Source organism: Kaistia defluvii (genome assembly GCF_040548815.1).
Classification (GTDB): domain Bacteria; phylum Pseudomonadota; class Alphaproteobacteria; order Rhizobiales; family Kaistiaceae; genus Kaistia; species Kaistia defluvii_A.
The window spans coordinates 237693-256406 of the sequence record NZ_JBEPSM010000002.1 but is presented as its reverse complement, the minus strand read 5'-3'; the positions used below and the strand labels follow the sequence as shown (position 1 = coordinate 256406).

Annotated in this window: 17 protein-coding genes and 3 pseudogenes; 7 read left to right on the top strand and 13 right to left on the bottom strand. The window is 61.8% G+C overall.

Going from position 1 to position 18714, the window contains the following annotated elements:
* Nucleotides 1-8 precede the first annotated feature (8 nt).
* The 3 genes and pseudogenes from ABIE08_RS14180 to ABIE08_RS14170 all read right to left on the bottom strand — a co-directional run.
* Complete coding sequence (locus ABIE08_RS14180) at nucleotides 9-278, bottom strand: hypothetical protein (protein WP_354551997.1); 270 nt, start codon at nucleotides 276-278, stop codon at nucleotides 9-11.
* A 73-nt stretch (nucleotides 279-351) separates the two neighbouring features.
* Entirely contained in the window at nucleotides 352-519 is a 168-nt protein-coding gene (locus ABIE08_RS14175) for a hypothetical protein (protein ID WP_354552843.1), read from the bottom strand.
* Between the two features lie 25 nt (nucleotides 520-544).
* Nucleotides 545-1296 (bottom strand): annotated as a pseudogene (locus ABIE08_RS14170) (IS5 family transposase); the annotation flags it as partial.
* Nucleotides 1297-1475: 179 nt separating this feature from the next.
* Here ABIE08_RS14170 and ABIE08_RS14165 point away from each other — a divergent pair.
* The 3 genes from ABIE08_RS14165 (at nucleotide 1476) to ABIE08_RS14155 (ending at nucleotide 3238) form a co-directional block, all read left to right on the top strand.
* Entirely contained in the window at nucleotides 1476-1766 is a 291-nt protein-coding gene (locus ABIE08_RS14165) for a helix-turn-helix domain-containing protein (RefSeq protein WP_354551995.1), read from the top strand.
* Nucleotides 1767-1777: 11 nt separating this feature from the next.
* The gene (locus tag ABIE08_RS14160) at nucleotides 1778-2131 is read left to right on the top strand and encodes a hypothetical protein (protein WP_354551993.1); all 354 of its coding nucleotides are present in this window, start codon (nucleotides 1778-1780) and stop codon (nucleotides 2129-2131) included.
* Nucleotides 2132-2344: 213 nt separating this feature from the next.
* Nucleotides 2345-3238, top strand: a complete 894-nt coding sequence (locus ABIE08_RS14155; RefSeq protein WP_354551991.1) for an HIRAN domain-containing protein — start codon at nucleotides 2345-2347, stop codon at nucleotides 3236-3238.
* 256 nt (nucleotides 3239-3494) lie between these two features.
* On the opposite strand, the gene ABIE08_RS14150 is transcribed toward ABIE08_RS14155, so the two are convergent.
* Both ABIE08_RS14150 and ABIE08_RS14145 read right to left on the bottom strand, forming a co-directional pair.
* Nucleotides 3495-3818 (bottom strand): hypothetical protein, encoded by a 324-nt coding sequence (locus ABIE08_RS14150; protein ID WP_354551989.1) that lies wholly within the window; start codon nucleotides 3816-3818, stop codon nucleotides 3495-3497.
* A 62-nt stretch (nucleotides 3819-3880) separates the two neighbouring features.
* Nucleotides 3881-4084 carry a superinfection immunity protein gene (locus tag ABIE08_RS14145; protein WP_354551987.1) on the bottom strand — a complete coding sequence of 68 codons (204 nt, stop codon included), beginning with the start codon at nucleotides 4082-4084 and terminating at the stop codon, nucleotides 3881-3883.
* 1130 nt (nucleotides 4085-5214) lie between these two features.
* Here ABIE08_RS14145 and ABIE08_RS14140 point away from each other — a divergent pair.
* Together ABIE08_RS14140 and ABIE08_RS14135 are read left to right on the top strand one after the other, a co-directional pair.
* A complete protein-coding gene (locus ABIE08_RS14140; protein ID WP_354551986.1) occupies nucleotides 5215-5685 on the top strand; it encodes a hypothetical protein in 471 nt (156 codons plus the stop codon).
* Nucleotides 5686-6707: 1022 nt separating this feature from the next.
* Nucleotides 6708-6827 (top strand): annotated as a pseudogene (locus ABIE08_RS14135) (hypothetical protein); the annotation flags it as partial.
* Between the two features lie 1288 nt (nucleotides 6828-8115).
* On the opposite strand, the gene ABIE08_RS14130 reads toward ABIE08_RS14135, so the two are convergent.
* Nucleotides 8116-8814: an ArsR/SmtB family transcription factor gene (locus ABIE08_RS14130; protein WP_354551984.1), complete on the bottom strand. Its 699-nt coding sequence runs from the start codon at nucleotides 8812-8814 to the stop codon at nucleotides 8116-8118.
* 125 nt (nucleotides 8815-8939) lie between these two features.
* Between ABIE08_RS14130 and ABIE08_RS14125 the strand changes: the two genes are divergently transcribed.
* Complete coding sequence (locus ABIE08_RS14125; RefSeq protein ID WP_354551982.1) at nucleotides 8940-9365, top strand: nuclear transport factor 2 family protein; 426 nt, start codon at nucleotides 8940-8942, stop codon at nucleotides 9363-9365.
* 230 nt (nucleotides 9366-9595) lie between these two features.
* On the opposite strand, the pseudogene ABIE08_RS14120 reads toward ABIE08_RS14125, so the two are convergent.
* Together ABIE08_RS14120 and ABIE08_RS14115 are read right to left on the bottom strand one after the other, a co-directional pair.
* Nucleotides 9596-9982, bottom strand: a pseudogene (locus ABIE08_RS14120) (Arm DNA-binding domain-containing protein); the annotation flags it as partial.
* A gap of 378 nt (nucleotides 9983-10360) precedes the next feature.
* Nucleotides 10361-10801: a hypothetical protein gene (locus tag ABIE08_RS14115; RefSeq protein WP_354551981.1), complete on the bottom strand. Its 441-nt coding sequence runs from the start codon at nucleotides 10799-10801 to the stop codon at nucleotides 10361-10363.
* A gap of 504 nt (nucleotides 10802-11305) precedes the next feature.
* Here ABIE08_RS14115 and ABIE08_RS14110 point away from each other — a divergent pair.
* The gene (locus ABIE08_RS14110; RefSeq protein ID WP_436409568.1) at nucleotides 11306-12901 is read left to right on the top strand and encodes an arylsulfatase; all 1596 of its coding nucleotides are present in this window, start codon (nucleotides 11306-11308) and stop codon (nucleotides 12899-12901) included.
* Nucleotides 12902-12973: 72 nt separating this feature from the next.
* Here the strand turns inward: ABIE08_RS14110 and ABIE08_RS14105 are convergent, their stop codons facing one another.
* The 5 genes from ABIE08_RS14105 to ABIE08_RS14085 are packed head-to-tail and all read right to left on the bottom strand — an operon-like array spanning nucleotide 12974 to nucleotide 18527.
* Nucleotides 12974-13927, bottom strand: coding sequence for a nucleoside hydrolase (locus tag ABIE08_RS14105; RefSeq protein WP_354551978.1), 954 nt, complete (start codon nucleotides 13925-13927; stop codon nucleotides 12974-12976).
* Nucleotides 13928-13937: 10 nt separating this feature from the next.
* A complete protein-coding gene (locus ABIE08_RS14100) occupies nucleotides 13938-14951 on the bottom strand; it encodes a nucleoside hydrolase (protein WP_354551976.1) in 1014 nt (337 codons plus the stop codon).
* A gap of 11 nt (nucleotides 14952-14962) precedes the next feature.
* Nucleotides 14963-15958, bottom strand: a complete 996-nt coding sequence (locus ABIE08_RS14095; RefSeq protein ID WP_354551974.1) for an ABC transporter permease — start codon at nucleotides 15956-15958, stop codon at nucleotides 14963-14965.
* On the bottom strand, nucleotides 15946-16989 hold the full coding sequence (locus tag ABIE08_RS14090; RefSeq protein ID WP_354551973.1) for an ABC transporter permease: 1044 nt from the start codon (nucleotides 16987-16989) through the stop codon (nucleotides 15946-15948). Before ABIE08_RS14090 ends, ABIE08_RS14095 begins: the two co-directional genes overlap by 13 nt.
* Complete coding sequence (locus ABIE08_RS14085) at nucleotides 16989-18527, bottom strand: ABC transporter ATP-binding protein (protein ID WP_354551971.1); 1539 nt, start codon at nucleotides 18525-18527, stop codon at nucleotides 16989-16991. Before ABIE08_RS14085 ends, ABIE08_RS14090 begins: the two co-directional genes overlap by 1 nt.
* Nucleotides 18528-18714 lie beyond the last annotated feature (187 nt).

Here is an 18714-nt window from a genome sequence, read left to right as displayed (position 1 = left end):
GCTGGCGGTCAGGCGGCGTAGCGGATCTCGTCGATCCGGGCGTAATCGGCGGCGGTAAGGCTTTCCTGCGTCTCAATGGCCATGATGGCGTCGGAGCGCTGGCGCTGGGCCTCGGTCTGGAAAGCCCAGACGGCGCGGAAGCCAGCGAGCTTCTTCGCGGCATGCCAGGCGTTACGCAGCGCCCAGGCGAACGTCTTGCGATACTCGCCGGGCTTGGCGACGCGGCGGGCCGTGGCGTGGGCTTCTCTCATGATGGCGGCGCGGTCGAAGGCAGACATAGCTTCTCCGTTCGCGGCAAGGGTGTTGTCGGCGTCTTGCGTAATGGGAACTAGAAGGGGCTTGGTGGCCGGCTTAGCCGGCGCGGGCGTTCGGTCTGTAGGCTCGGTAATGCGCGAGATGCGCCTCCACCTCGACTGCGGTCATGAAGCCGGTGATGGACAGGATGTCGATGGGCACGCCGGCGCAGGCGATGCGGTTCTGCTCGGTGACGAGGGCTTGGATTAATTCTGGGCGGGTCATGATCTAGGGTCCGGACCCAATTGAGCCAGTAGGCGCGGATTGCGGCCAGGAGCACGCCGGAGAGGTAGTTCCTGGCCAGCTTGTCGTATCGGGTGGCGACGCGGCGGAAGTCCTTGAGCCTGCACCACATGCGCTCGACGCGGTTTCGATCCTTGTAGGCGATGGTGTCGTAGGGGATGGGTGCCCGTCGCGAGGCGGTGTACGGGATCACGGCCTCTGTGCCTTGGGCGGCCAGGCGCCGCCTGAGGTGGTCCGCGTCGTAGCCTTTGTCGGCCAACAAAAGCCGGATCGGCCCTGCCGCCTGGATCAGCGCTTCGGCCATGCTGATATCGTTGATATTCCCGGCACTGAGCAGGAGGACGCGCGGCCGGCCACGGTCGTCCACCAACCCGTGAACCTTGGTGGTCCGTCGTCCACGCGAGCGGCCTACGGCTTGGGCGAAGGCCCCCCTTTTGCGCCTGCTGCGGAGCGATGTGCCGTGATGTGGGTGGCGTCGATCGCCGCGCCGCCGAAGATGCCGCTGTGCCCGGTCAGCGCTTCGAACATCCGCAACCAGAGCCCCTGTCGGCGCCAGCGATTGAAGCGGTTGCAGTCCGTCGTGTACGGTCCAAACTCCGATGGACAGTCGCGCCATCGGGCTCCGCTCTTCAGCATATGGACGATGCCCGAGATCACGCGCCGGTCGTCAAAACGATGAGCACCCCTGCGTCCGCGCGGCAGCAAGGGCTCCATCCAACTCCACTCCTCGTCGCTAAGCCACTGAACCTGCTTCGTCATATTCAAGGCTCCCTTCCAGAAGCCTTGAATCAGAAACACACCAATGTCGCCACACCTTATTGAGTACGGACCCTAGGCTATCGATAACGCTTTTCGTTAATCTTAACGTGAATGGCCATGTTGGTTGCGTCAACAGCTTTATGTTACGGATAACGATAATAGTTATGATGGAGAGAGCTGTGACACTGACACCGGCGCAATGCCGGGCCGCCCGCGGCCTGGCTGATTTGTCTCAAGCGGAGTTGGCCACCGCGTCAAATGTCGGCCTAAGCACGGTGAGGAATTTCGAGGCAGGGCGGACGGTGCCAGTCGCCAACAATCTTGTCGCAATTATCAAAGCACTCGAAGCAGCCGGCGTCGAATTCATCCCTGAGAACGGCGGTGGTGCCGGTGTCCGTTGGCGGGACCGACAGACAGCACCCGACCAGGGCGAGCCCCCCGACGAACTGACGAGCGAGAACGCCGGATGAGAAACGTTAGTATGAGCCCGCCCGACCAAGCTCAATCTGATCGGCTCACGGCCATTGTCGCTGCGGCACATGCGAAAGACTGGGACCAATTCAGAGCGCTATCGGATCAGGCCTTTGTGAATGAAGCGGCCATGCGGGAGCAATTCGACACTAGCTGTGCTTCTGCTGATTTCACACTGGTGCGAATTCCAGATAACGTTCGAGCCGTAAGGGACGGACGCAAGGGAACAATGCTCAGCATGGAAATTCCCAACCGCACCAAAGGCGAGCCGGGAATTATGCTGATGGTCTATGAACCCTCTCGGAAGGACAACGTCCGAGAGTTTGGCATCTGGGTCTTCTGCGGGATACCCAATTTCGATTGAGACGCGACCCTACCCCGTCCCTGGGCCAGCTAGACATCATGTCCCAAAGGCATCACCGGCTTCCGGTCTATCATGTTCGCTGCCGCAGCGATGTTGGTTCCATGCCGGTAAGGTCATGGCGCATCAATCCGCCTGCGTTGAAATCGGCCTGTTGGCCGGGGATTGACCTAGGGGCAGAACCGCGCGTCCATCTGCCCGAGGATGGAGGGGCGAATGGACGCAAAGTACCGCTTGAGCGGGAATCCGATACCAGAGGGATTCCGTATCTATCTCGACAGATTGCCGGTAATGGGGCTGCAGCAACGTAAGAGAGACGCCGCCGCGTTCTGTGGAGCACAAGGCCCTGAGCTTTCACTCGAGCGCGAGCCAAGTAGCAGGCACGACGCAAACGCCATAAAGGTAATTGGGTCTTGGAAGGGCTGGTTCGGACGCAAGCGCAGACAGTTGGGCTATGTCCCCGCCGAGCATGCCGCAAAGCTGATTTCACTCGGCCTAGCGGAGAACGTGCATTCCCGGCTTCTCAAGACGTACCTGGGCACTGATGGCTTCGTGGAAATCGAGTTCCAGATCGTTGGGCCCAAAGACCTCTACCGGACCTTCAATCCGCTCAAGCCGTCAAAGGCACTTAGCCCCGAGGAATCAACCGCCGCAGACGACGCGGCATTAGCGCGCCTAGACGCTCTCATCACGTTCTTGAAGGAGGCGAAGAAGCCCTCCTCTCAGCATCTGGAGAAGTTGCGGAGGGCTCAAAGCGAACTGACGACATCGCGAATGTTCGAGAATGGCGAAACATACGGGCAGGCGTCCGGGGCGCCCGCATTTCTCAACCTGCCGGAGGTCGATTTTCGCAATCACCTACGGTCTATCGACAACGACCTGTCGGCGCAGATCGATATCGTGGACACGGCATGCCGGTCATATTTCGAGACAGGGGAAGTGCCGGCGCCCTACTATCCGTGGCGCATTGCTGTCATCCTCAGCAAGCGGAAGTTGAAGGATCGGGAGCGGGAGTTTCTTGCCGCGTGGTGCAGACATTTCACTTCAGGCAGCGGCGAGCGATACGTGGCCTTGGCAGAGCGCGCACGCAAGCTTGGCGTGCACGTCTGATCGCGCGCCCCTTCGACTCCACCATCGAGAAGCACGGCACCGCCACGGTCTGCGTCAGCCGCACCCGCGGCTCCCAGGCGCGCCGCGGGGCCAGGAGGCACGGCAGACGGCGATGTCATGCTGAACCCTCTCGCTCCAGTTTGGATGCTGGCCTAGTTGAACTCGTATCCGCGCGCCCGCAAGCCGACTGCCGATTGGGCGGTCGCCGTTCAATGCGGCGCGGAAGCTGCAAATCCTAACGCGAACGCAATTCGCCTCAGAACTCAGATGCATTCAGACCAAAACGGCGCCCGATGTCTGCGACCTTTGGTAGAAGTTCGAGCCTGACAATGTTCGGGTAATTCAGAACCGCGCATTTTCCGTGGTCGTAGAAGACGAACGGACGGATATCTTCGTTCTCGACTAACTCCTGATCGATGGCTTTTCGGAACCCGGCTATATCGCTATCCCCGATAGCCGGATGATCGCCAGTGGTGGCAAACTGCGAGGTGATATCGCCAAATTTCACAGCCTTCTTCTTTCGCTTCGAAGACGTGTCATATTCTTGCGACCAACACCACAGAAGCAAGTTCCCCGTCATTCATATTCCCTCCATGGAGCACGAGACAGCGACGGGCTATGTTCGCCAGATGCACGGCGTGATCAAACTGAGCGCCGAACTTTCCCGGCCAATGACCATACCAGAGCGGCGATCCAACCAAGGCCGGTCCAACCAAGTGCCAGGTTCAACAAGGTGACGGTTCGGGCGTTTACATGACGGCGGTGACACGCAATTAGCCCAGGGCTCACGTAGGCCAAAAACGACAGAGCAACTATTGCCCAATACCATATATCGAATAGATCCATGCCGGCCCCCCTGCCAAGGAAATCGTGGCGCAAAGTCCGGAGCGGGTCAATTCGGTGGGCAACGCTGTTCAGGACGGAACTTCACGCAAAAAGGCGTCGCAGAACGAAGCACAGAGGGATCTATAGAGGTGCTCAAGGTCATGGCCGGGTTTAACGAGAGAACGATCGATGGCGATCTGGTCATTCTCGAATTCGGAGGGCGGTCAGTCTCAGATGTTTTTTCCGACGCGGACAGGTTGAGCGTTCACCGCGTGTTGCTCCACCCAGACACTGATGACTTCACGGTGGAGGCCGACCTTGCATATCGCTATGTCGGCGAGTTGATGGAGGACGGGTGGGTAGCGCGGCCAATTTGGTCGACCTTAAAAAGGACCTAGGGCGAATTAGAGCAGCAGGTGCGAGATCCGCAAAGATGGCTACGGCTTCCAGCCTCGCCAGGCAGCCAGGAATCCAATCGCTACGAAAACGGCCCCATAAGCTAGGAACGGCCAAATCGACAAAATATCCTGTTGCCAAGAGAGCCCGAGAGAGACGAACGATACAAGCCCCACTGCGCTAAATGGCCATCGAATGTCAGGCTTCTCGAAGGGCCACGCATTCTTCTCCGAGGCAAAGCCTGTCACCACAAAACCGACTTGACCAAAAAATGCCCATATCAGAAGTGCAGTCGCGTCGCCGCGTGAAGCTAACAGGCCAGCTATGTTTACGAGTAGAACGGCGGGGATGATGATGCGCATGGATTCCCAACAGCGGTCAAACGCTGGAACACGCTCTTCCTAAGCTTAGGGAGAACTTGGATAAACCGTTTTCTGGCAGACACCCTGTCCGTTTTGAACGGGCTCAACGCAATCATCATATTCGCTCCGCTTCGATCGGCTATTGGTCGAACCGCCCATGTGAGCTGATGCTCGGTCTGCTCGCAGGGATAATTGTAGCGGCGTTGGCGTGTGGCGTTCTTACATTTCTGGCGCTCATCGAAAGCCACCTGAATGTTCTGGCTGGCGGAAGGCCCGGCAGCATAGATTATCAACGTCCTAAGCGGCCGGAGCGGACAGGACCTAGGCTCTGAATCAGTCCCTCGACAACTCCATACCGCGACGTCATTCTCTCGCGGCTTGGGAGGGCAAATCATGAAATCAGCCACTCTATTGACGGCCGCCGGGATCGTGCTCGCGGGCTGCGTTTCCAGCAACGCCTTGAACGTCATCTACAAAGAAGGCTCGTCCAGGTCTCAGCGAGTGAGCGCTGTAGACGCTTGTCGCATCGAAGGCCTTCGGAAAATCCCCCAAGCGCTCACCACTGAGTATTCCCCCGAATATTCAAAACCCGGAGCAGAGCAGTGCAGGACGACTGGCACCACAACAAAGTGCAGACGCGTTGGAACAGTCAGTGTCCCCGGCAAGGTGCCGCCGTACGACAAGAATCAAAAGATGCGCGAACGCTTCATGACCCGATGCCTGACAGCCAAGGGGTTTGGGTTCATTGAAGTGCCGCAGTGCGTGATGGCGAAAGATAAGAAAGCCGTTCGGAAGTTCGTCGACCGGCAGCCGCCCAGATCACAAATTGCCTGCTGGCCGGCGGATTATCCACTCCACCGATAGACACCGCCAGTAGGATAGAGCTGTTGCGCAGGCGGAGGCCCGCCATCCCGTTAGGGACGCCCTCACCCACGCTGTGCGCGTTTCTGGGGGCGGATATGGGAGGCTTCCCAGCCGGGTCGCGGAGTTTTCCCACGCTCCAAAATAGCGCAATTTACTGGATCGCGGCGGGACGGCGCGCGCTTGAATTTCATCAAGGGAAATCAAGTCTGCCCATGCTGGCCTCGGCCCCGACCTGAAGAAACCTGAAGCACGCTTGTTAAGAAATGTTGAGGTTTACGGCGCCCTCGCGCCCGTTTGCTATCAAATGTAGACATCGCAGCAGCCAGCCGCCCCCTTCGGCCTGTTATCAAATGTTATGGTCGCCGCAGCCGCGGACCTGACAAGACCTGACATCACGGCCGAGGATCCCGACGTTGCAAGGTCGGCGAAGACTTTTTGCCAGTCACATCGCGCGAAGGTTTTGGTAAGGTCACAACGCGAGGCCTGGCCGCCGAGATGCAGACCAGTTAGCTCCTAACCCGCTCACCACGCCAATGGCTTAGGGGGAGATGCCAACGCCCGATAGTGGCTGGCCGATGTCAACAAATGTCAACAATCTGCCGCCTAGCCGGGCAGCCGCCTGTTGGTGAGGTTTGTAGCCGGCGGGTCTAGGTTTAGCTCTCGTCCAAAGTCTCGACGAGGCTGATAAAACGACGATACTTGCCGAGGCCTATATACAAGAGGCTGGATATCCTGGCGCGGCTGCAACGAGGGGCTCGAGAATGGCTTGGCGAATCTGGTTGTTGTCGGCGGTCTCGATACCGGCGATCTTCTCGGAGCCTTTTTGGGCATACGCACAGAACGAAACCCCGGCCAAGGAGGTTTTACAGGCCTGTAATGAGGGCCCTGAAAATGTGCGGCCGCGGCCGACAGACCCACTCCAAATAGCCCAGTTGGGGCGGTGCGCTGGCACCATTGAGACCCTCTTAACCTTGAGCAGAATGCTCAAGGAGCCGGTGAGATTCTGACCGCCAGCGGGTGCTACATTTGAGCAGGGTCGGCAGGCGGTGGTCAGGTATAGGAACGAGAATCCCAAAGCGTTGGACATCCCGTTCTATGCGGTGGCTGTTCTAGCCTTCCAAGATGCCTGGCCCTGCAAATAGCAGACATACCGACAGCATGTGGCCTTCACGGAGTTTGCAACCCTTATGGTATCTGCTTGGCTCTTTAGGTCGGCATTCGTGCGCCGCTTCGATCGGCTATCGGTCGAACGGCCTAGGTGGGCTGATATTCGGTCTGCTCGTAGCGATAATTGTAGCGGCGTTAGCGTGCGGCGTTCTTGCATTTCTGGCGCTCATCGAAAGCCACCTGAATGTTCTGGCTGGCGAAAGGCACGGCAGCATAGATTATCAACGTCCTGAGCGGTCGGAGCGGACAGAACCTAGGCTCTGAATCAGTCCCTCGACAACTCCGTACCGCAACGTCATTCTCTCGCGGCTTGGGAGGGCAAATCATGAAATCGGCCACTCTATTGACGGCCGCCGCGATCTGCTCGCAGGCTGCGTTTCCAGCAGCGCCTTGAACGTCATATACAAAGAAGGCTCGTGGGCTGAGATTCCAGCCTAGTCCAGCGCCAGAATGCCGGCCTCGCGCACAGCTTCACGAACACGACCCGCGCGTCGCTGTTTAACGCCTCGCCCTCCAGCGCCAGAAGGCACATTTACATGGCGTCCACATGGGGCTCGGTGCCCCGGAAGTCAGGCGGCCAATGGTCGGTCAGCCACTCCGTCGTGCGGGCGCCATCGCCTGTCGTTCAACGTGCCCCCAGCCCTCCCATATGAACACCAGCTCAAAGATATCTGCTATTCGAGGGCATATAGGACGGCCTGCTCGAAAACCCTTCACACGTGCCGCAAGTGCCGATATGGCGATGCCGGAAGATCTATAGACGGTGGGGCGACATGATCAGGAATTTCGGCGCGGCAGCGGGCGGTATGTGGGCATGGTTTCGGCCCCGCCCGCCATTCGTTCAACTCCTACTTGTCGTTCCAATTCTCTGTGCAATTACGTTGACCGTCTTGGTAGGGAATACGGGCTTGGCCTTAATGGGGACGGCCGTGGCTCTGTCCTCCCCTGTAGTCGGCTGAGTCGGTGGCTTTTTCGCCCTTATCATAGCAAAAGCCGGGATCATCATCGCGAAGGACCGGCTGCGGTCTTAGGGCGGAAGGCCAATCTTCGCGCCCCGCGCACCTATACGCACGCGAGGGGAACCCCTTACTTCCTGAAATCGCCTGCGGTGCCCGCTGGCTGGGATTTAGGTGCTGGCGGCCATGGGCGGCGGCCACCACGCGGAACGTAGTCAGGAGCCTCGCCTGGCTCGGGAATAGCTATGGCCCGCCTTTCAAGAGCTCGGTCATCATTGGATCCATCTCGCTTAAAGTCGGGTTGCCGTCAGATGCCTTGCCTTTCCAGGTCCAAATGGGTCTTGAGCGCCTGCCAGCCTTGTCGCGTAACCTCAATGGCCCGCGTCGACGGAGAGCGCTGCAACCAGCCAAGCGTGCAAGCCAGCGCCAGAAACTGCGTTCCGAGCGGGCCGGCAAGATGGTGTTCGCGCTCGGTCCAGTCGAGGCATCGTCGCGCTATGCCATGCCGGCCCGGCGTGATCCGGGCAACATCCAGTCCCAAGCGGCCGAACCATTCGGCTCCGTCCCCAGTGACGACGAAAGCTTTTCCTCCTCCATCAGCGAGGTAGGCGCGGCTGAGCATCGCCTTGGCAATGCCGACTCCCAAGCTCCCGGCAAGGTGGTCGTAGCAGCAGCGCGCGAAGCGAAGTTGCTCCATGTCCCGATTGGGCGCTTTGCGCCGCACCGGTCCTCCGGTGTCGAAAGAGGCCAGATCCTTGAGTAGGGAAACGACATCCGGGCCGGTCAGCCGGTAATAGCGGTGGCGGCCCTCCCGCTCGACGCTCAGCAGCCCTCCAGCCAGAAGCTTGGCCAAATGCGAACTGGCGGTCTGGGCCGAGACCCCAGCGTTATAGGCCAGTTCTCCAGCCGGCCGAGCGCGTCCGTCCGACAGCATCAGCAGCATGGCCGCGCGCGCCGGATCGGCAATCAGCGCGGCGACGTTCGTGATGGCAGCTTGCGGGTTCATGACGGGGCTCCTTGCAAGCGACAACTATAGCACGGGCTCAGACGCATGTTTCGATCAAGGTCGAAGCATCGGGCATCCGTTCGAAACTATGATTAGCCTCATCACCGCACAGGGAGCCGATCTTGATGGCAGACACCGAAGCCGCTATCCGTCGCATATACGAACAATGGCATGAGACCGTTATAGGCCGTGATATCACAGGGCTGATGGCGCTCTATGCCGAGGACGCCATTCTCGAAAGCCCGCTGGTTTCCGCCGTGCAACCGGGCCTCGGCTCCGGCGTTCTTCAGGGCAAGGCGGACATCCGCGACTTTTTCGCGGCGGGGTTCCGTAGTCCGTCGAATGGCCTTGGCCGTTGGTATAGGACGGGAACCTTCTTCGCCAACGGCCGCCAACTGACTTGGGAATATCCCCGCACAACACCGGACGGCGACCAGATCGATCTGGTCGAGGTCATGGACGTGGCGGCCGGCCTCATCACGCATCACCGCGTCTATTGGGGCTGGGTCGGGTTCAGAACGCTGTCCAACCTTGCCTCAGGGGCGAGGTGAGCGCAGATGGACACGGCAGGGACCGAACGCCACCGCATTTGTTGTTGTCATCCTCGCCACGTCCGTTGTGAACTTCGTGTTGGAATGTCTGAAGCGCAGCCCGATTTGTCGAAGCAGTCTCCATCCGGGATTGTCGGACTTCGAGGTCCGTTGCCGCACTTCAAAGGCGCTGCGCCGCCTGCCACCAGGTTTCGCCCTCGACAAACGGCACGCTGCCAGCGGCGACGCAGTTCGAGGGGCGTGAACCATCGATCAGCCCTGCCGTCGCCTTTGAGTTCGGCCTTGCGGCTTTCGAATGCGTCGAGGGCGATGTCTTTAGGCATGTGCACATCGCGGGCTGCCTCCCGCGCCTGCCGGTCTCTCTCCTTGATGGGATCCTGGTTGGCTCGAACGATGGCGCGAGCACTTTCAGCCGCCCCTCGGGCTTCCTTGAGCGACACAGAGGATAGGGACCCAAGCCCCATCTCGCGGCGCCGCCCGTGGATCGTGAAGCGCAATATCCACTGGCCACCGCCATCCGGTCGCTTTTGCAACCAAAGCCCGCCGCCATCGCAATACTTTCCGGATGGCAGTGTGCGGGCTGAAACCGCCGAGAGCTTGTTCAGGGAACGGGACATTTCTCATCCACCTCTGGACCCACCTTTTGCATCGCGACGGGCAGATATCCAGTGATAGGGGATGATTTCGAACGAAACAAGAACAATGAGGACCCGCGCGTACTTTGATCGGTGCTGATACACCGCGAAATGCGGAGCGATTACAGTACGTTGCCCTCTTGCAGCACCACCTCATCCCCCAAAACTAAATAAACAAACTCCCACAATTCAGTCGCTTGGGGCCTTTGCGGCTTGTGCGCTTCGTCGTTCCGCGTGCTGCATTCGCTGCGAGACGCGCGTCGCGGAGATGAAACCGCGAACGCGGCGGCCGAGCACCCCTCCCCTCCCGTGTGCAACGCGCACGATCGGTCCTCTCCGACCCGCCAGGGGAACCGGGCATCAGAAGGTGAGCGGGGCGGATCTTTTGGTGGCGCTCAGGGTGCCCTGGAGCACCGCGCAGCGATTGGCCAGCGTCTCGCCCAACTCGAAGGGCTTTGCGTTGAGCATGAACGGAACATGCGCGCCCGGCGGAACCGCGACCGAGCCTTTCCGGACATTGCCGCTGAAGTCTATCTTGTACTCGACGAAGAAGTTTTCAGCAGCGTCCAGCGATACGGTGACGACCGCTCCGACCGTCGGAGAGATGATCACGTCACCGCCGATCGGGTGCGCGGCGCCCGGCCCGCCGACAACGAGATCCGAGCTCTTGTGGGAAAAATGCGCGCCGAGGAACTGGGTTGTTCCGAAGGCCGGGTCGCTCGGGCGCAGCGAGTAGCTGATCAGTAGCAACTCGCCATGCAGTTGATACGCCAGCAACGGGGTGTCGATGGGAGATGCCATGGTTTCGCTCTATCCGGCAAGAACTGGGCTGATCGTCTGCGGCGATCAAAGCCCATTGCCAACGATCGGACAAGATCTCTATTCGATCCGATCGAAGCTCTGGCTTCTTGTCTAGATCCCACAGCGGGACATGGACTTCGGCAAAGCCGACTTTATCACCGACTCCTTTACGTCATGTCGGTCGCCAGCCCGTCCTGCAACCGCTTGCCGGCGGCCCGCAGCGCGGCTGGTTGCCTTCGGCATGACACGGGCAACGCCGGAAAAATTCATCACACGTTACTTTACGTCATCATAAAATATTGATGCAATAACAGCGCCGGGTTTCTGGCTTCCAGCATTCATTTTTCAGAACAGTTTCCGCCTTCAGGATCCTAATCGCAAAAAATTGCATGGGAGGCTTTCATGAAATTGCTCACCAAATTTGCAACCGCGTCTTTCTTCGTTTCGGCCGCGCTCTGTTCCGGCATCGCCTCGGCGCAGGAAAAGCCGAACATCCTCTTCATTATGGGCGACGATATCGGTTGGATGCAGCCGAGCATCTATCACGGCGGACTGGCCGTGGGCGAAACGCCCAACATCGACCGGATCGGCAAGGAAGGCGCCAAGTTCATGGGCTATTATGCCGAGCAGAGCTGCACGGCCGGCCGCAACGCCTTCTTCACCGGAATGCACCCGCTGCGCACCGGCATGATCCCGCCGCAGCTTCCCGGCAGCCCTAGCTATCTGCGCCCGGGCACGCCGGCTCTGGCCAAGTTCCTGCATGACCTCGGCTACAACACCGGCGAATTCGGCAAGAACCATCTGGGCGATCACACCGACGCCTTGCCAACGGCGCATGGCTTCCAGGAATTCTGGGGCTATCTCTACCATCTCGACGCCATGCAGGGCGTGAGCTTCCCGGACATCAACAAGAGCCCGACCACGCAGGGGATCGCACCGCCCTGCAGGAACACGCCGGTTCCCGGCCTCTCGGATCCCCCCGGTGCCGTGGATCCGCTGACCACCACCTGCCTGATGCCGCCCCGCCCCATCATCGCCTGCAAGTCCTCCGATGGCACGGCGGCGAACCAGAGCTGCGTCGACGAAGGCCCCCTGACGCTCGACCGGTCGCGCGGCGTGGACGAGGAGATCTCGAGCAAGGTCGTCGACTACCTCGACCGCAACGACCCGAAGAAGACCGGCAAGCCGTTCTTCGTCTGGTATAACCCGGCCCGCATGCACATCACGACGATGCTTTCGCCCAAGTATGAGGCGATGCTCGGCGAACAGGGCGGCAAGGACTGGGGCATCAACGAAGTCGGCATGAAGCAGCTCGACGACAATATCGGCGTCGTCCTGCAGAAGCTCGAAGCCATGGGCGCGCTCGACAACACCATCGTCGCCTTCACCACCGACAATGGTGCCGAGGTGATCACCTATCCCGACGGCGGCACGACCCCGTTCAAGGGCGGCAAGCTGACGACGTGGGAGGGCGGCATGCGCGTGCCGATGCTGGTTCGCTGGCCGGGCCATATCCAGCCAGGAACGGTGCTGAACCAGATGTTCGCCTCGCTCGACTGGCTTCCGACGCTGGTCGATATCGCCGGCGGCCCGAAGGGCAACGAACTGAAGGCGCAGATCGAGGCCGGGACCTATCCGGGCATCGTCAAGACGACTCTCGATGGCGTCAACCAGCGCGACTATCTCGAAGGCAAGGGTCCGTCGGCGCGCGATACGTTCTTCTACTATGCCGGCGCCAAGCCCTCTGCTGTTCGCTATAAGAACTGGAAGTTCTACTACACCATGGCCGGGACCTGCCCGACCTGCGGCCTGACCGGCGACGTGACCTATGGCTGGACCCAGATCGTCAATATCGGGCGCGACCCGTTCGAGATCTCGGCGATGGACGATTCGAAGACCATCCTCGGCATGGGCGGCGCGCTGGCGGCGCCGAGCACCGCCTATATCTATGACTGGAACATCCTGCCCATCGGCCAACAGCTCTGGCTGAAGGAACTGCAGTCCTACCAGACCTTCCCGCCGATGCAGGATCCTGCCAGCTACAATCTCGACCAGGTGCTGGCGCAGCTGAAGAAGGCTCCCGGCACGCCAAGCCAGTAGATGTCTGGCCCAAAAAGAACATCCCGGGACCAGCCCGGGATGTTTTCGGTCATGCGTGGCGCGAGGCGGGGATCAGTCGCGCAGCAAGCTGTAGAGCAGCTCGAAGAAGCGGTCGGAGTCGACCTCTTCGCAGACCTGGGCGTTCGGCGGCAGGCCGCGCTCGTTCCAATAGTCCGCGACCGTGGCACCGAAGGTATAGGTGCCGGTCAGGTCGACGCCGATATGGGCCGGGCGCGTCTTGACCAGGGTCGGGTCGATGATCAGGGCGAGCGCGAGCGGGTCGTGCAGCGCGCCGCCGACGCCCATCGAGTTGCGATGCAGCTTCTCGTAGAACTTCAGCCAGTCGAGCACGACGCGGCCAAGCTCGGTGTCGATCTTCTCGAACTCGCGATATTGCGGCTCCTCGACCAGCACCTTCATGGTGACGTCGAGGCCGACCATGGTGATCGGCACGCCGCTGTCGAGCACGATCTTCAGCGCTTCCGGATCGCAGAAGGCGTTGAATTCGGTCGGCGTGATGTATTCGCTCTTGCGCCAGAAGACACCGCCCATCCAGGTGATGTCCTTGATCTTCGAAAGAAGCTCCGGATATTTCAGCACGAACAGGCCGAGATTGCAGAGCGGGCCGGTCGCGACGATACGCAGAGGCTCGTCCTGCTCGCGCAGCGTCTTGGCGATGAAGTCGACCGCATGCATCGGCTCGACCTTCTTGGTCGCCTGCGGCAGGTAGGGCGAGCCTTCCAGGCCGCTCGGGCCGTCGGCGGTGCCGAGCACCAGCGGACGGGCCAGCGGACGCACGCAGCCGGCCGCGACCGGCACGTCCTGCGCGCCGATGAATTCCAGGATGCGCAGCGTGTTGGAGACGGTCTTTTCCGGCTCCGCATTGCCGCAGGTGACGGTGACGCCGAGAAGGTCGATCGCCTTGGAGCGATGTGCCATCACCAGCGCGATGGCGTCGTCATGGCCGGGATCGCAATCGAGCAGGATCGGCGTCGGGCGGATGCTGTTGAGGTCGGTCGTGGTCATGGGGATGCCCTTACGCCTTGGCCGTCTGGTAGCGGACGATCGTTTCCTTGAAGAGCTTCATGAAACGGCGGCCGTCGATATCGGTGCAGATGCGGGTGGTCTTTGGTCCGCCGCCGGGAAGCAGCTGGCGGCCGCGATAGGCGACGGTCTGGCCGCGCGCCACCCGCCCGTCGAGCACGATGTCGCAGAACAGCGGCTCGGTCATGGTGCAGAGCGTCGGGTCGAAGGCGAGCGCGACGGTGATGATGTCGTCCATCGGGAAGCCGACGAGATCGAAGAACTCGCGCCAGATGTCGATATAGATCGGGAAACTGTCCTGCAGCATCTGCAGCACGGGATGGTCGCCGGCGTCCTTGAGGTCGGCCAGGTCATCGCGGGTCAGCATCGAGGCGGCGGCGCGGTTGTCCTCGCAGACGTCGAGCGGCACCAGGATCGTGTCGACGCCCTGGTTGAGCACGACGCGGGCCGCTTCCGGGTCGGCCCAGATATTGTATTCCGACAGCGGCGTGATGTTGCCGGGGGTGATGAAATTGCCGCCGAGCAGGACCATGCGCTTCAGCGCCTTGGCGAGCGCCGGCTCCTGCAGGAAGGCCATGGCGGCGTTGGTCATCGGACCGGTGACGACCAGCGTGATCTCGCCGGGATTGGCCAGCGCCGTGTCGATGATGAAATCGACGGCGTGCTTGTCGATCACCTTCAACGTCGGGGTCGGCGCCGGCGGGTTGAACTTCTTCAGCCGGTCGCCGAAGCGCGCGACGAGGCGCTTCTCGAAATGCACCGGCGCCTGCATGTCTTCCTTGGAATTGCCGACGATCGGGCGCCAGGCGCCCTTGGCGACCGGCACGTCGCCCTTGCCGGCCAGCGCCAGCGTGTTGAGCACGACATTAGTCACCTGGTCGATCGGGCCGGCGGCCCCGGTGCAGGTGGTGACGCCTTCGAGCTTCATCGACGGCGAGATCGCCGCGAAAAGCACCGCAAGAATATCGTCGCCCGCGGAGTCGACGTCGAGAATGATGCGTTCCATTTTATCCCCTGTCACGGCTTGGAAGCGTCCGTGGCGGCAGCTGGTTGGATGGTGTTGGACTTGACGGAAAGGGCGCGGCCCATGCTGGCCAGCGTCTCCTGGATGACGCGCGGACGCGACCGGTAGGAGAGCGCGAAGAGCGCGATCAGCGCGACCAGATAGGGCACGGCAAGCACGAGGTAGGACGAGATGCCCAGTGTCTGCAGGCGCAGCGAGAGCGCATCGGAGAAGCCGAAAAGCAGGCAGCCGAGCAGGATCTTCAGCGGGTCGCCATTCGAGAAGATCAGGATCGCCACCGCCATGAAGCCGCGGCCGGACGACATGTTCTCGGTGAACATCGTCGTGTAGCCGAGCGCCAGATGCGCGCCGGCGAGGCCTGCCAGCAGGCCGCAGAGCAGCGACGAGACATAGCGGATGCGGGTGATCGAGATGCCGAGGGCTTCGGCGGCTTCCGGCTTCTCGCCGACGACGCGGATATAGAGGCCGAGCCGGGTGCGGTTATAGAACAGGATCAGCACCGGCACGAGCAGGAAGGCGGCGTAGACCAGCGGCGTGTAGCCGGAGAGGATCTGGCCGAACCAGCCGAAATCCTTGACGTTGGGCAGCCGCAGCGCCGGCAGGCCGACCAGGCCATGGCCGAAGATCGAGCCGCGCGTGCCGAAGATCGCCTTCATCAGCGAGACGGTGAGCCCGCCCGCCAGGATGTTGAGCGCCAGGCCGACGACGACCTCGTTTGCCTTGAAGCTGACGACCAGCAGCGCAAAGATTAGCGCCAGCGTCAGCGCGGCAGCGACGCCGCAGAGCACGCCCAGCCAGGGCGAGCCGGTGGCGATGGTGCCGATCACGGCGAAGAAGGCGCCGACCAGCATCTGGCCCTCAAGGCCGATGTTGAAGATGCCGGCCTTGGTGGTGAAGGAGCCGCCCAGCGCGACGAGCAGGATCGGTGCCGTCGTGCGGATCGTCGCGACGACGAGCGAGATGTTGAGGAGGCGTTCTAGAATTTCCATCGACGCTCTCCCGCGGTCGAATCCGATGCCTTGCGGCGGATGGTGATCTGGGCCGAGACGGCGAGAATGATCAGCGCCTGGATGACGGTGATGATCTCGCGCGAGGCGGTGGTATCGACTTCCAGCAGCAGCGAACCACTGCGCAGCGCGCCGAAGAACAGCGCCGTGAAGATGGTGCCGATCGGGTTGCCGTTGGCGAGCAGCGCCGCGATGACACCGTCGAAGCCGAAGCCGGGCGCAAAGCCCTCCATGAAGCGGTGGTGCACGCCGAGCGCCTCGACGCCGCCGGCCAGGCCGCCGACCGCGCCCGAGGCGATCAGCACCAGGAAGGTCTGCTTCTTGATGTCGATGCCGCCATATTCGGCGAATTTCGGGTTGGCGCCCATCTCGCTGACGGCATAGCCGCGCGCGGTACGGGTGAAGAACAGATAGACGCCGACCGCTAGCACGAGGCCGATGATGAGGCCCCAGTTCAGCCGCGAGAACGAGAACAGTTCGGGCAGGTAGGCGCTCTCGAAGATCGGCGGCGTCTCGGACTGGCCGCCGGAGCGCTTGAACCAGTTGATGGTCAGGTAGGAGGTGAACAGGATCGCGACATAATTGGCGAGGATGGTCGAGACCACCTCGTTGGTCTTGTAGCGAGCCCGGAAGAAGGCGGGGATCGCGATCCAGGCCATGCCGGCGATCACCGCCGCGGCCATGGCGAGCAGCAGGTGCAGCGCCGGCGGCAGGTTGAACGAGAAGCCGACCCAGGTGGCCCAGAAGCCGCCCATGAAGAGCTGGCCCTCGATGCCGATGTTGAACAGGCCGCCGCGGAACGAGATGCAGGCGGCGATGCCGCAGATCAGGATCGGCGTCGTCTGCAGCAGCGTGCCGGCAATCCGCTCCGGGCTGCCGAAGGCGCCGTTCAGCAGGGTGACGAAGACGCGGACCGGGCTCTCATCGACGGTGAGGATGACGAGGGCGCCAAGGCCCAGGGCGAACAGGATGGCCAGCCCCTGGCCGAAGAGACTATCGAAGCGGTCCGACATCAAGCGGCCCCCACGGTGTTGGAATGCGTCTCGGGAACGACGCCGGCCATCAGCATGCCGATTTCTTCCTCATCGACCCGGTCGCCCGGGATCTCGCCCATGATGGTGCCGCCGAACATCACCAGGATGCGGTCGGCGAGGCGGATCAGTTCGTCGAGCTGGACGGAAATCAGCAGGATGGCCTTGCCGGCGTCGCGCTGGCGCATGATCTCGCCGTGAATGGCCTCCTGCGCGCCGATATCGACGCCGCGCGTCGGCTGGTCGATCAGCAGGCAATCGGCGCTGCCGGTGAATTCGCGCGCCAGCACGATCTTCTGGATATTGCCGCCGGAAAGGCTCTTGGCGGTCGATTCCGGGCCGCGCGCGCGGATGTCGAAGCGCTTGATCAGCGCCTGGGTCTGCTCGAGCAGGTAGGAGCGGTTGATGATGCCATGCTTGGACCACGGGCTCTGGTCCTGGCGCCCCATCAGCAGGTTCATCGAGATCGAGGCGTTGCGGTCGACGCCGCGCACCAACCGGTCGCCGGGCACATGGCCGACGCCGGCGGCGCGGATCTCGCGCGCCGAGGCGCCGGTGATGGTACGGCCGTTGAGCTGGATCGAGCCATGGCTGGAGGGGCGCAGGCCGGACAGCACCTCGGCAAGCTCGGTCTGGCCGTTGCCCGCCACGCCGGCAATGCCGACGATCTCGCCGGCGCGGACGCCGAAGGAGACACCGCGCAGCGCCGGCAGGCGGCGATCGTCGCGCGCCCAGAGATCCTCGACCTCGAGCACGGTCTTGCCGACGCTGGCCACGCGCGGCAGGCGATCGAACGATACGAGGCGGCCGACCATCAGCTGGACGAGATCGGACTTGGTCAGTTCCGCCGTCGGGCGCGTGGCGACATTCTTGCCGAGCCGCAGCACCGAGACGTTGTCGGAAACTTCCATCACCTCTTCCAAGTGATGCGAGATGAAGATGACCGTCATGCCCTGGGCGACGAAGCCGCGCAGCGTCTGGAACAGCTCGCGGCTTTCCTGCGGCGTCAGGACGGCAGTCGGCTCGTCGAGGATGATGATGCGCGCGCCGCGCGCCAGCACCTTCAGGATCTCGATGCGCTGCTCGATGCCGACCGACAGCAGGCCAACGCGTTCGGTCGGATCGACCTGAAGGCCGAACTGCTTGGAAAGCTCGGCCGTGCGCTTGATCTGGGCGGCATGGTCGATCAGGCCGCCCTTGCGGATCTCCATGCCGAGGAAGACGTTTTCGGCCACGGTCAGCGACGGCACCAGCTTGAAGTGCTGATGCACCATGCCGATGCCGGCGGCGATCGCCGCAGCCGGATTGGGCAGGCTCTTCTTCTCGCCATCGATCCAGATCTCGCCCTCGTCCGGCTGCAGCAGCCCGAACAAGACGTTCATCAGCGTGGTCTTGCCGGCTCCGTTCTCGCCGATGATTGCGTGGATCTTGCCGCTTTCGACGGCGAGGTTCACGTCCTCATTCGCGACAAAGGCGCCGAACCTTTTGGTGATCGATTTCAGCTCGATGGCTAAGGGCATGGTGGGTGTCCTCGGGACGAATTCTCGCGTCCGCGCCTTCGCCTGAACGTCCGGCGGCGCGACACGGCGACTGGGCCCCGGCATGGCAATCACGGCGCGGGACCGGCACACGCCTTATGGCACATGCACGCTCCCTCACCGCAACCCCTTGCCGAAACCGCAGGCCGGCTTCGGCCCTCCCTTCGCA

Coding starts and splice junctions, on each gene's coding strand:
- ABIE08_RS14180 (WP_354551997.1), bottom strand. CDS start 278: ATGTCTGCCTTCGACCGCGCCGCCATCATGAGAGAAGCCCACGCCACG.
- ABIE08_RS14175 (WP_354552843.1), bottom strand. CDS start 519: ATGACCCGCCCAGAATTAATCCAAGCCCTCGTCACCGAGCAGAACCGC.
- ABIE08_RS14160 (WP_354551993.1), top strand. CDS start 1,778: ATGAGCCCGCCCGACCAAGCTCAATCTGATCGGCTCACGGCCATTGTC.
- ABIE08_RS14155 (WP_354551991.1), top strand. CDS start 2,345: ATGGACGCAAAGTACCGCTTGAGCGGGAATCCGATACCAGAGGGATTC.
- ABIE08_RS14150 (WP_354551989.1), bottom strand. CDS start 3,818: ATGACGGGGAACTTGCTTCTGTGGTGTTGGTCGCAAGAATATGACACG.
- ABIE08_RS14145 (WP_354551987.1), bottom strand. CDS start 4,084: ATGGATCTATTCGATATATGGTATTGGGCAATAGTTGCTCTGTCGTTT.
- ABIE08_RS14140 (WP_354551986.1), top strand. CDS start 5,215: ATGAAATCAGCCACTCTATTGACGGCCGCCGGGATCGTGCTCGCGGGC.
- ABIE08_RS14130 (WP_354551984.1), bottom strand. CDS start 8,814: ATGAACCCGCAAGCTGCCATCACGAACGTCGCCGCGCTGATTGCCGAT.
- ABIE08_RS14125 (WP_354551982.1), top strand. CDS start 8,940: ATGGCAGACACCGAAGCCGCTATCCGTCGCATATACGAACAATGGCAT.
- ABIE08_RS14115 (WP_354551981.1), bottom strand. CDS start 10,801: ATGGCATCTCCCATCGACACCCCGTTGCTGGCGTATCAACTGCATGGC.
- ABIE08_RS14110 (WP_436409568.1), top strand. CDS start 11,306: ATGGGCGACGATATCGGTTGGATGCAGCCGAGCATCTATCACGGCGGA.
- ABIE08_RS14105 (WP_354551978.1), bottom strand. CDS start 13,927: ATGACCACGACCGACCTCAACAGCATCCGCCCGACGCCGATCCTGCTC.
- ABIE08_RS14100 (WP_354551976.1), bottom strand. CDS start 14,951: ATGGAACGCATCATTCTCGACGTCGACTCCGCGGGCGACGATATTCTT.
- ABIE08_RS14095 (WP_354551974.1), bottom strand. CDS start 15,958: ATGGAAATTCTAGAACGCCTCCTCAACATCTCGCTCGTCGTCGCGACG.
- ABIE08_RS14090 (WP_354551973.1), bottom strand. CDS start 16,989: ATGTCGGACCGCTTCGATAGTCTCTTCGGCCAGGGGCTGGCCATCCTG.
- ABIE08_RS14085 (WP_354551971.1), bottom strand. CDS start 18,527: ATGCCCTTAGCCATCGAGCTGAAATCGATCACCAAAAGGTTCGGCGCC.